Annotated in this window: 8 protein-coding genes and 2 tRNA genes; 5 read left to right on the plus strand and 5 right to left on the minus strand. The window is 39.4% G+C overall.

Annotated features, from left to right (window positions below):
- Positions 1-40: 40 nt before the first annotated feature.
- The 3 genes from ACSX1H_RS18315 to ACSX1H_RS18325 all read right to left on the minus strand — a co-directional run bounded on the left by ACSX1H_RS18315 (position 41) and on the right by ACSX1H_RS18325 (position 3,588).
- Positions 41-1,657, minus strand: coding sequence for a SusR-related protein (locus tag ACSX1H_RS18315; RefSeq protein WP_439185701.1), 1,617 nt, complete (start codon positions 1,655-1,657; stop codon positions 41-43).
- Between the two features lie 96 nt (positions 1,658-1,753).
- The gene (locus tag ACSX1H_RS18320; protein WP_439185702.1) at positions 1,754-2,026 is read right to left on the minus strand and encodes a cysteine-rich small domain-containing protein; all 273 of its coding nucleotides are present in this window, start codon (positions 2,024-2,026) and stop codon (positions 1,754-1,756) included.
- A 122-nt stretch (positions 2,027-2,148) separates the two neighbouring features.
- The gene (locus tag ACSX1H_RS18325; protein WP_439185703.1) at positions 2,149-3,588 is read right to left on the minus strand and encodes a glycoside hydrolase family 16 protein; all 1,440 of its coding nucleotides are present in this window, start codon (positions 3,586-3,588) and stop codon (positions 2,149-2,151) included.
- A gap of 515 nt (positions 3,589-4,103) precedes the next feature.
- Here ACSX1H_RS18325 and ACSX1H_RS18330 point away from each other — a divergent pair.
- Both ACSX1H_RS18330 and ACSX1H_RS18335 read left to right on the plus strand, forming a co-directional pair.
- The gene (locus ACSX1H_RS18330) at positions 4,104-4,883 is read left to right on the plus strand and encodes a polyphosphate polymerase domain-containing protein (RefSeq protein ID WP_439185704.1); all 780 of its coding nucleotides are present in this window, start codon (positions 4,104-4,106) and stop codon (positions 4,881-4,883) included.
- Entirely contained in the window at positions 4,883-5,941 is a 1,059-nt protein-coding gene (locus ACSX1H_RS18335; protein ID WP_439185705.1) for a CotH family protein, read from the plus strand. Before ACSX1H_RS18330 ends, ACSX1H_RS18335 begins: the two co-directional genes overlap by 1 nt.
- Before the next feature lie 15 nt (positions 5,942-5,956).
- Here ACSX1H_RS18335 and ACSX1H_RS18340 read toward each other — a convergent pair whose 3' ends face one another.
- A complete protein-coding gene (locus ACSX1H_RS18340) occupies positions 5,957-7,072 on the minus strand; it encodes a glycerate kinase (RefSeq protein WP_439185706.1) in 1,116 nt (371 codons plus the stop codon).
- A 265-nt stretch (positions 7,073-7,337) separates the two neighbouring features.
- On the opposite strand from ACSX1H_RS18340, the gene ACSX1H_RS18345 reads away from it, so the two are divergent.
- The 3 genes from ACSX1H_RS18345 (at position 7,338) to ACSX1H_RS18355 (ending at position 9,007) form a co-directional block, all read left to right on the plus strand.
- Positions 7,338-7,410 (plus strand) — tRNA-Gly (locus ACSX1H_RS18345).
- 16 nt (positions 7,411-7,426) lie between these two features.
- Positions 7,427-7,512 (plus strand) — tRNA-Leu (locus tag ACSX1H_RS18350).
- Between the two features lie 289 nt (positions 7,513-7,801).
- Complete coding sequence (locus tag ACSX1H_RS18355; RefSeq protein ID WP_439185707.1) at positions 7,802-9,007, plus strand: site-specific integrase; 1,206 nt, start codon at positions 7,802-7,804, stop codon at positions 9,005-9,007.
- Between the two features lie 145 nt (positions 9,008-9,152).
- Here the strand turns inward: ACSX1H_RS18355 and ACSX1H_RS18360 are convergent, their stop codons facing one another.
- Positions 9,153-9,995, minus strand: coding sequence for an ArdC family protein (locus ACSX1H_RS18360; RefSeq protein WP_439185708.1), 843 nt, complete (start codon positions 9,993-9,995; stop codon positions 9,153-9,155).
- Positions 9,996-10,595: the final 600 nt, after the last annotated feature.

Here is a 10,595-nt window from a genome sequence, read left to right on the forward strand (position 1 = left end):
AGCGAACACAATTCTAAATAGGGACGTATAACAATTACAATTAAAAGGAGGGAATAGACATTACATACTGTTCAAACTCATCCGGATTCACCTTTACTCTGGACTTAATCCGATTACGGTATGTGTAAACCGTGTTTCTGGAAATCCCCAAAATAGAAGCGATTCTTTCGGCACTATCAATTCCCAATCGTGAAAGCGCAAAAACACGCATTTCAGCACTAAGCGTTACAGGAGTGGTAACCTCAAGCTGTGAAGCTGGCTCCAATACCGCATTTACGCGTTCAATAAACGTAGGAAATAAGCGGATGAATAGCGCATCAAAGCGTTCAAACAGTTGCTCTTTGTCTGCGCCGAGGCCACTTTTTGTCAGATAATCAGCAATAGCATCATATTTCTTCTGCAGCAGTAAACTTCTGATCTTTGCCTGCATTTTTTCCATTTCATGAAAATACACAGAACTAAGCTCAAAATAGTTTGTGAGTGATTCTTCCTTGATTTTATTTGATTCGATCAACTGCTCATTTTGAGTGGCCAATAAGCTGTTTTGCTCATTTATTTTATCATGTCCTCTTTTGACTTCACGATGCCTGAGCACTAACCTAATCCATAGATAGATGATTACAATGAGGCTGATAACTACAATTATCAGTATGCTCGAAACAGCCACCATTCGCATCTGCTGCAACTCTTTAAGCTGCATCTCAATAATAGGCACAATGTGAGTTATTTCAGCTTTACGTTGACGGGCACCGTAAAACTCAGCATCCTGAATAGCCCTTATCAAAAACTGATGAGCGAGCTTAATTTCTCCTTTCTCCAGTAATAATTGAGCCATCAAGCGGCCGGAAGTCGTTTCATATGTTGACGAGCGAATATCCGACTCAATACTATTCAACAGGTAATGAACCTGCCCTTCCAAATCCTCAAGATGATAGCAGGCCCAGGCCATGCAGGAATAAATCTTTGCTTTTTCATGTTCTGATGTGTTGGGTTGCTCAACAAACAGCCTGCATTGGTCAAGTGCGTCTTCAGCCCTATTCAAGTCTATCAACTTCAGTGCTCTCACCAGCTGGTAGTCAACATAACTTTCATTGGCTACTTGCAAAAGTGAATCGGCATAAGCATGATTTAACTGCCTGTACTCTTCGTGATAAGCCGGCACATCATTGTAAGTCAGCAGATCGCCATAAAGCCGGGTCATTAAACTGTAATAATACAATCTGAGAGCTTCAGAAGGCATTTCATCAACTTGAGTAATCACCTCAATAGCTTCACTAAATAAACCCGCACAAAGCAATACATCAGCCTTACACAACAAGGCCTCTACCTGCTTGTCTGATGACTTTAACCTTTTAGCCTGCTGCTCCATCTTCAGAGCTATATTAAATGCCTCCTGACTCTTATAAGAATAAAGCTCGGCGAATAGCTGCTTATTGAGTGTATAACGCTGGATATTATCCAATTCTCCGCCATGCCCCTGCAATTGCCTTCTCAATTCGCCAATCCGTTGCTCCTTGACTTCATCATATCTCTTTCGCTCACTATACTTCTGCTCCGTGGCCTTAATTGTTTTTAATAGAGATGCCGACAACTCATTAGCGAACAAACTGGTGTTAAACAGCAATGCCATCAAAAGAAAAATAACGCAATGCCTCATATCTGTGTAATGTTAGGATCATTACACAGAACATTTTCAGAAGCGTATTTATCTATTGAGATAGTTATCATCACCGAACAATACTAAGCCTTGGTTTTAATCATGTGAACTCCCTATTTTAATAACCTCGCCCATTTTGCTCATTACATGCTGGTAAGCGCCTTTGGTATGTGGCAATAAGCAATCGCTACAGTCTTTAACGCCGTTCGTATACTTAAAATTCCCTCCACACTTATCTTTTAGCATATACAGGGGGCAAAAACAAAACAGGCAGTTAAACTCATCTTCATTCTTAACAGTGTGACAAGGAAAAAACTCACATTTTTTATGTTGACAGAACTTATAATTCTCTGTTGTATGCTTATCCATTAAATGTCTATTTAAAATATCTGAAAAAACTTAAGGACACAAAGTTTAAAAAATAGCTTCACAAAATGAAAAAAGGGATGCCTGAACCACATCCCCTTTTTCCAGTTGATAGAATAAATATCTTAATTAAGATGTTGATAACACCTTACCCATTCCACATTCATATTTGCAGCACCATCCAGCTTCTCCACATCTTCAGTTATATGCGAACTGAACACCAAATACATAGGTGTATCCGGAATATTAGTAGTCTGTTCACTCACCTTGACTCCATTCACGAACCAGGTTAGCTTATCCTTTTCCCACTCAAGTGAATAGATGTAAAAATCATTATCAAAGCTGGCCCCTTTAACGGTCTTTGCAATCTGCTTTGGACCTTGTCCATTCATTAACTGCAGGCCATTTATATGGCTTTTGGCGTTGCTGTCTTCAAATCGGAATACATCAATTTGAGGTGACATTTTTTCACCTACCAACCAAAAAGCATGTTTCACCTGGCTAACATGTTCAACGCGAACCTTTGCTTCAATTTTACCATACACCTGGCGATGGCTTTGACCAGTACTCATCAGGCCCGAGGTAAAATTAAAAACCTTAGGCATAAAGCCACGCTTGGAATCCCAAACAAGCCCCTCAGTGCGCTGATTTTTGGTACTGATTTGAACACCACTTCCTCCTATGGCAATGTTGTCGTCTACAAAAAACTGCTTCTCATTTTCCAGTACGTAGGTTTTATTAAGCAGTGCTTTTCCCCAGTAATATCCGGTTATCCACTTTTCTTTGCTTAAGTGCTGTGCTGTAAACTCATCCTCAAATACCAGTTGCCATTTCATATTATCAGCAAACTGATTATCCTTTTCCACCTTTTTGTACCACTTATAATCGGGCGATTTCAGAAGCTTATCATACTCCTGTATTAAACTGTATTCTTCTGACTTTTGAAACCTCTTTTTATCTTCCATCCAATTTTTAAAAGTGACAAACTTTTCTGATGTCACCTCCAGCTCCAGTTCCTGAAAAGTTTTCAGGCGCTCTGAATTATGGATATTCTGATAATTTTTGAAGGCTGCAGAATTAACCTCTTTCTCATACAGTTTAATATCGGCATCCTTTGTCAGTTCCGTGAAGCGCTTAAACTTCTGAAAAGCCTCTGACTGCTTATATTCTTTCTGCTGCTTTTCACTCTGAAACTCGCTACTTTTGATGTATTTACTCAACTCAGCAAGTTCCGCTCGCTTTGGCGACTCTGCAATCTGCTTTACTTTTTCAGGCATCCCCGAGGCCAAATACTTAAAGTACTTTTTTAGCTCACCTGATTTTTTTTGAGTTTTAAACTTCTGCAACTGTCTAAATTCTGCTGTATCCTTAAACCTTTCGTTCTTGAGTTTATCGACTTTCTGTTTAAATTCTGCTGAATTTAATAGTATTTCAAGTTCTTTAATACGCTTTAATTCGTCGGATGTACCATATGTATTAAACCGCTCTAAGTCGGTTTTAATTTGCTTCTGCTCAGCCTCGTACTTAGCTGTTTTTGGGTATTTGCTTGATGAAAATAGTGCCATTATTATCTTAATTTTTGGGCGTTCAGAAGTATAAATACGATAATAAGTCAATAAAGTTTAGGTTTCCGACATTTTTTTACTGTAAAAAAGCGAAGTGTACGGGTACACAAGCACATCTGTTCGAAAATGAACATTATCGACCAACCCAACACAACCCTACCTGCTCTACACCTGCACTTTACATTAGTTGGTCCAGTTATTGAACTAATTCTTAGTGTTACGAACCAATAAAGATTGGCAAGACTTACAATTTATTACACAGCTGAAACACATTGACTCATATTTGATAAATATTAACATTTTTTACTATTGTTTTAATTAAGTCGTAAGCAACTCATAAGTATTGTATTTCAGTAGGTTAACGCTCTCGCATTAATTTAAATCGTTAAAATTGTGTTAATTTTTATCAGCTTTCAATAAATATGATTTCGGTCATATATCATCAATGGGAAAAATGAGTCTTTTGCAGCAAAATGTAAGACAACGGGTAGCCACTTTATTTAAATACGCGAACCATGAACGATTTACTACAGTTAATTAGCTTCTTTGATACCACCTCACTTTCTGAAATGAGCAGGGCTAAGCTATTGAACAGAGTCGACACCAAATACATTGTGACTCCAGCTGTATTAGTCAAAGCCTTATCTAAGCACATAGATGACTACGAAGTGCTAGCAATTAATAATAAAGTCAACCTATCCTATTCCACCATCTATTTTGATACGGATGAGTTAGACATGTATAAGGAGCATCATAACGGTAAAGAACACAGATATAAAGTGCGCTACAGGCAATATGCTGAAACCGGTGACAAGTTTATTGAGGTAAAAGAGAAATTTAAAAACCGGACCATTAAAGAGCGCCTGAGAATAGACCGTTTTACATATCCTATTGCCAAAGGCCTCGAGTGCATTGTAAATGACTGTACCCCTTACGATCCAAAACAATTGGAACCTAAGCTCACAACAAACTTTAATAGAATAACGCTTATCAACAAAAAAGCATGCGAACGCATAACAATTGATGTTGATATTAACTTTAGCAACGAAGGAACAGAGACCTACTCTTTAGGAAACTGTGCCATTATAGAGATCAAGCGCGATAAGGAAGATGTCTATTCTGCTTTTGCCCGAACACTTAAGAAGCAAGGTGTACTCCCACTTTCAATTAGTAAATACTGCCTTGGCACAATTGCACTCAACAACAAAGTGAAGTATAACCGCTTTAAACCTCGATTAAGAAAAGTAGAAAGATTAATGGCTCAGGAAGAACGATCACTAGCAATGGTGGTGTAATGAGAAACATGATGAAAGGACTGGTTATTATATTATGCCTGCTTTTAACCAATACGGTTCTCGCATCAGATAAGCCAGATGCGTCTATGAGAGAGCGCCTGAAGACAAGTGCCAATAACTTTTTTCAAAGCGATGAAATTATTCACATTACCGTACGGGCCGATTTTCAGGCACTGAGAGCTGATCGGGATAAAAGTTCCAATGATTATCATCCGGCCTTCGTAGACTTGGTGGATGATGGCGACTCATTGCAAATACCTGTAAAAATAAAAACACGGGGTAATTTTCGCTTAAAAACTGAAAACTGTGATTTCCCTCCCTTGCGCTTCAATTTCAAAACACGCGATGTTATTAACACCGTTTTTGAAGGACAAGACAAGCTGAAACTTGTGACCCACTGCAGAGATACAAGCGAAATTATGCAACAAACAATGCTGCGTGAATACCTTGTTTACAAACTCTATAATCACATTAGCGAAACAAGCTTAAGAGTCAGACTGGTAAAAGTTAAATACCTCGACATTAATTATGGCGAAGAATTAAATAAGTATGCATTTTTTATAGAGTCGACCGAACAGGCTGCTGAGCGCCTCGGCATGGAAGAGATTGAAATGGCCAACCTCACCCAACAGCAGCTGGTTGAAGAGAACATACTAAAGGTGGCCCTTTTTAATTACATGATTGGCAACACCGATTGGTCCATTCCTAAATTACACAATGTAATATTAATGAGCGATGGAAGACACACGCCTCCGGTTGCCATACCCTATGATTTTGATATGTCGGAGTTTGTTGATGCCAGCTATATGCACCTATACATGGGGCAAGAACTGCTAGAAAACCGCTATAAAGGCAAAAAGGTAGCGATTGAAAATCTGGAACACGTGATTAAACACTACCAAGAAAAGAAGAAAGATTTAATTAGCACTGTTCTAAACCTCGAGCAACTGGATTTGGCCTGCAAACAGGAATGCCTGAAGCTCATTGACAGCTTTTACCAAGTTCTATCGAACAGACAAGCCTATCGCAAGGCATTTATTGCGGAGGCAATTCGCTAACGCTATATAACACTACTATAAAATTTTACGTGCAAACTGTTCGGCAACCTGCATCAGTAAATCAGATGCCTGAACGACAGACTCTTCTGGCGTGGCCGCCAGAGTGGACAGTTCTGCAAGGTAGTCAATTTCTTTCACGGCCTTCTGTAGGGTAATACTGCCACAAAAAACTGCTACTTTTTGAGTGGTTTTAACATTTAATACGCCTTGTATAACTTTACCTGATAACGTTTGCTCATCGAGCCGTCCCTCCCCTGTTATAACCCAATCAGCATCTTGAATTTTTGAAACAAAGTCTGCTACTTTCATGACCAATTCGATACCTGGCAATAAACGAGCATTTAAAAACACAACAGCACCAGCACCAAGACCTCCTGCAGCTCCTGCTCCTTTAATATCCTGAGGATTCACTCCTCTAATTCGATGCATTAAGCTTCCAAAGTGCCTGAGTCCCCTATCGAGTTTGTGCAGTGTTTCTGTGGTAGCGCCTTTCTGCTCTGCATAAATAAAAGCGGCTCCCTGATGGCCGTAAAGTGGATTACCTACATCGCAGGCGACCTCAAAAACTACCTCCTTTATTTGCTCTACAACGCTCGATTCTTCAATTCGATGAAGGCGAATCAGATCAGCCCCAACTCCTTTTAATTCAACATTATTTACATCGTAAAAGCGATACCCTAAAGCACGTGCCATACCCAAACCAGCATCGTTGGTTGCACTGCCTCCAATTCCTAACAGGATTCGCTGAGCTCCCCGCTGTAAGGCATCAACAATGAGCTCACCGGTTCCATAAGTTGTAGTGCGTAAAGGATTTGCCTCATTTTCTTTCAACAATCTAATCCCCGATGCTGAAGACATCTCAATATAAGCAGTTTTGCTTTGCTCAGAAAATAGGTAATCTGCCTTAACCGGCCTAAACAGAGGATCATTTACTTCCACAGTTATCTGTTGCCCGCCCAAGTGGGATTTCAACACATCAAGGGTCCCATCTCCTCCATCGGCCAAAGGACATTTTACAATACTCGTAATTGGAGATATTCGCTTAATGGCACTTTCTACCAACTCACAAAATTCAACTGCCGTTATTGAACCTTTAAATTTATCTGGTGCGAGAACAAGTTTTTTCATCATGAAAGCCGAAATATCGTATGTAGCAATGCGGTAAGATTAAGAGCAAATTTACGAATTAATAATCGCTACATAGTGGTCGTTACATCACTAGTACCAAACGAAGGGGCGCATTAACTCAACAATTTGCACAGTTAATTAAACATCTAATTTACTCAAAGAGTAGGAGTTGCCCAAAAACAAAGGCTTCCCTGTAAATTTTATATTCAAAAAAAGTGACTTAAGGCTGTGAAATCAATCGTAATTTTTTTACTTTTGCCGTGCATTTGCGAAAATAGCTCAGTTGGTAGAGCACGACCTTGCCAAGGTCGGGGTCGCGGGTTCGAGTCCCGTTTTTCGCTCGAGTTTCACACACTAGCCCAAGTGGTGAAATTGGTAGACACGCAAGGTTGAGGGCCTTGTGGACGTTTTAGTCCGTGCTGGTTCGAGTCCAGTCTTGGGCACTTTCTAAGAATTCAAAACAATGCAAAAGCGCTTAAAATCAATATTTTAAGCGCTTTTTCTTTTGGGCAAAAACCCATCAAAAAGCATCAAAACAGGGGTTAAAAGGGACTAAATCGAGACCTATTGCTTTTTCAGACAAAATAGGTCTCGCCAAATCCTATCTCACTGACTCACAAAATATTATTTGACTCATTTTGATATATTTTGAACTTGGAAGTTTGCGTAAATCGGTCTTAATTTAAGTCTTTCGCGAGACCTATTCGCGCTTCCTTAAAAAAACTATCTGGTATGAGACTAATAAGTTGCTATGTGATTAAAAAAACAAAAGCCAAAAAAGATGGCTCCTGCCCGATTTACATACGGGTGACGCTGAACCAAAAACGGATGGAATTATCAACGGGGATTTTTATTTCTCCCAATGGCTGGAACGAAGTTGCTCAAAAAATTAACCCCGATGTTGAGGGATTTCAAATATATAACAATCGTCTTACAAAGATGACTACGGATATCTTCGATATCTACAATCAACTCGTATCAATAGGTAAACCATTTGACATCGGAAGCATTAAACGCCGGTATTTAGGGGTGAATGAGACACTTGGAATTCTGACTATTTTTGATTATTACCTAAACACCATTGAAACAAACCTGGGAAAAGGCTATGCCTATCAAACACTTAAGCATTATCGTGTCTCCAGAACAAAGCTGGGTGAATTTATAAACAACCAGCTCTCTCGCAAAGATTTTCCGGTTAATGAAGTGAACTATGATTTCCTGAATCGATTTGATATGTATATTAAAGCTGAATATGGCATCCACCAGAATACCGCCTGGAACTACCATAAGCATCTTCGCAGGGTATTGAACCTGGCCATATCCTTGGAACACATAAAGAAAAACCCATACTCTAAATTTAAAGTCAAATTAGAGGAGGCTCATCGAGACTTTCTGACAAAGGACGAACTATTTCGTTTGGAAACAAAGCAGATTGAACTTGAAAGACTAGCCACCGTAAGAGATGTTTTTGTGTTTGCCTGCTACACAGGCCTGGCCTATTCAGATATTGCCAAACTCAATAAGTCACATCTTCAACAAAGAAATGATGGCAACTTATGGATTGTAATCAACCGAACCAAAACAAAATCGAAATGTCACATTCCTCTCTTTTCTAATGCAATAAATATTCTAAGTAAATATGCAGATTATCCTGAAGCACTGCTAAAAGGACGTGTTCTGCCAGTGGCTTCCAATCAACGTCTCAATAGCTATCTTAAAGAGTTGGCAGACATATGTAGCATCAAGAAGAATCTCACGATGCATATGGCGCGACATACGTTTGCGACAACCGTTACCCTTTCCAATGGAGTACCCATCGAAACAGTTTCCAAAATACTGGGGCATCGTTCACTAAATGTCACCCAAATTTATGCCAGAGTACTCGAAACAAAAATCTCTGAGGACATGAATAACTTAAGACAAAAGCTTAGGCTGTAGGCATTAAATATCAGTGCAATCATGGAAACTACATTCATATAGCCAGGTAAAAATGTCGTAACTTTACACAGATAACCTTACGGTTTTCTGAAAATTCAGATACTCCTCGCTATTAAAACATCGATAGCGAGGAGTTTTAATTTGGCTATTGACCTAAAATGTAATCAACTGCATGTTGTGCCAAGCTGGCTGCTGATACAATGAACTTCTTATCACTCTTCAGCTTTTTCAACCATCCTTCGATATAGGCTGCGCTATTATCAATGGTGATAGTTTCAATGCCACTGATGCCGCAGAGGTAGGCTGCTCCCATTTCGGCTACCAACTCTTCCTGACTATAATCCTTGCTGCCGAAGTTAAGATTGGAAAACTGCTGATGACGATTTAAACGCTTACGATGACCTGTGCTATGCAATGCTTCATGAAACAAGGTTGAGTAATATTCCTCATCTTTAAAAAAGCATTTGGCATCAGGTATGTGTATTTCATCTATTGAAGGAATATAACAAGCCTGATTGACCCCATGTTTAATTACTGGCTTATCTTCCCAGTGTTTCATGATTTGATCGCAAGAGTCAATACATTCAAAATCATGAACAAAAGCCGAATCTTCAGGTATTTTATCGGCAGCAATACCTTCAACATCATCAATATGAAAGACCCGGTAATAACGAAGCATCGGTATTTCCTCAATTTCACCATCTTTTGTTACCTCCAATAGCTTCCAGAAAATAACCATAAATGACTTGGAACCTTTTTTGATGGAAGCGCCCAACTGCTTTACCTGATTAAAGGTCAGAAAATATGGCCGTTCGAAGTTAAAACTCAACAAATACCAGAAGTTAAACCCCCGATATGGCTTTTTCGAAATCAGATTCCTCGGAATGGAATTAGATGTTTTCCAGGGCATAGCCCATGGTATGACGCCATTTTCTAATCGCTGAACAATTAAATTGGTAACTGTTTCATAAATATCAAAGTTTTTCATTGTATTCACTGCTGCCTTGCAGATTTATTGCGGCTTCTGGCACGCCATTAAATTTTGGCGCATACCATTGAGCCGGCTGGATACTTGTCAAGTGGGCATGTCAGTTTTTGTGAGTAGCAAAAACTGAACGCCTCCGAAGGACGGCTGACCTTGAATGAACACATTCAGCCGCACTTGACTTATCAAACAGGCGATCAATACTTTTGACGGAATTTCAGATGGGGTGGGAATTACTCCAACAAGCTTTACTAATGATAGTTTAGGGATGCTCCGCCATAGAGCCACACCTATTGGGCTATACACAATGGTAACATCCCAATTCTCACTTACTAACTAAATGTAGTGGGTGATTATACCATATGAATCCACAAATAAAGATTAATACAAAAGAGCAGCCCTTTTTTCTCCTTATCTTTGCATAAAACAATAGTATAAGATGAGCAGCATTTCCAAATATTTTCAAGATTTACAAGAAGAAATGACTCAATGGCGTCGCCTCTTTCACAAATATCCTGAACCGGCCTGGTGTGAATTTGGAACAGCGACATTTGTGGCTCAATCACTAAAAAAATGGGGTTTCAAAGTATGCATGGGCAAAGA

It is taken from the genome of Carboxylicivirga taeanensis (assembly GCF_051851475.1).
Lineage (GTDB): Bacteria > Bacteroidota > Bacteroidia > Bacteroidales > Marinilabiliaceae > Carboxylicivirga > Carboxylicivirga taeanensis.

What these genes read in the sequence shown, in the direction of transcription:
- ACSX1H_RS18315 (WP_439185701.1), bottom strand. Translation starts at nt 1,657, where the DNA reads ATGAGGCATTGCGTTATTTTTCTTTTGATGGCATTGCTGTTTAACACC.
- ACSX1H_RS18320 (WP_439185702.1), bottom strand. Translation starts at nt 2,026, where the DNA reads ATGGATAAGCATACAACAGAGAATTATAAGTTCTGTCAACATAAAAAA.
- ACSX1H_RS18325 (WP_439185703.1), bottom strand. Translation starts at nt 3,588, where the DNA reads ATGGCACTATTTTCATCAAGCAAATACCCAAAAACAGCTAAGTACGAG.
- ACSX1H_RS18330 (WP_439185704.1), top strand. Translation starts at nt 4,104, where the DNA reads ATGAACGATTTACTACAGTTAATTAGCTTCTTTGATACCACCTCACTT.
- ACSX1H_RS18335 (WP_439185705.1), top strand. Translation starts at nt 4,883, where the DNA reads ATGAGAAACATGATGAAAGGACTGGTTATTATATTATGCCTGCTTTTA.
- ACSX1H_RS18340 (WP_439185706.1), bottom strand. Translation starts at nt 7,072, where the DNA reads ATGATGAAAAAACTTGTTCTCGCACCAGATAAATTTAAAGGTTCAATA.
- ACSX1H_RS18355 (WP_439185707.1), top strand. Translation starts at nt 7,802, where the DNA reads ATGAGACTAATAAGTTGCTATGTGATTAAAAAAACAAAAGCCAAAAAA.
- ACSX1H_RS18360 (WP_439185708.1), bottom strand. Translation starts at nt 9,995, where the DNA reads ATGAAAAACTTTGATATTTATGAAACAGTTACCAATTTAATTGTTCAG.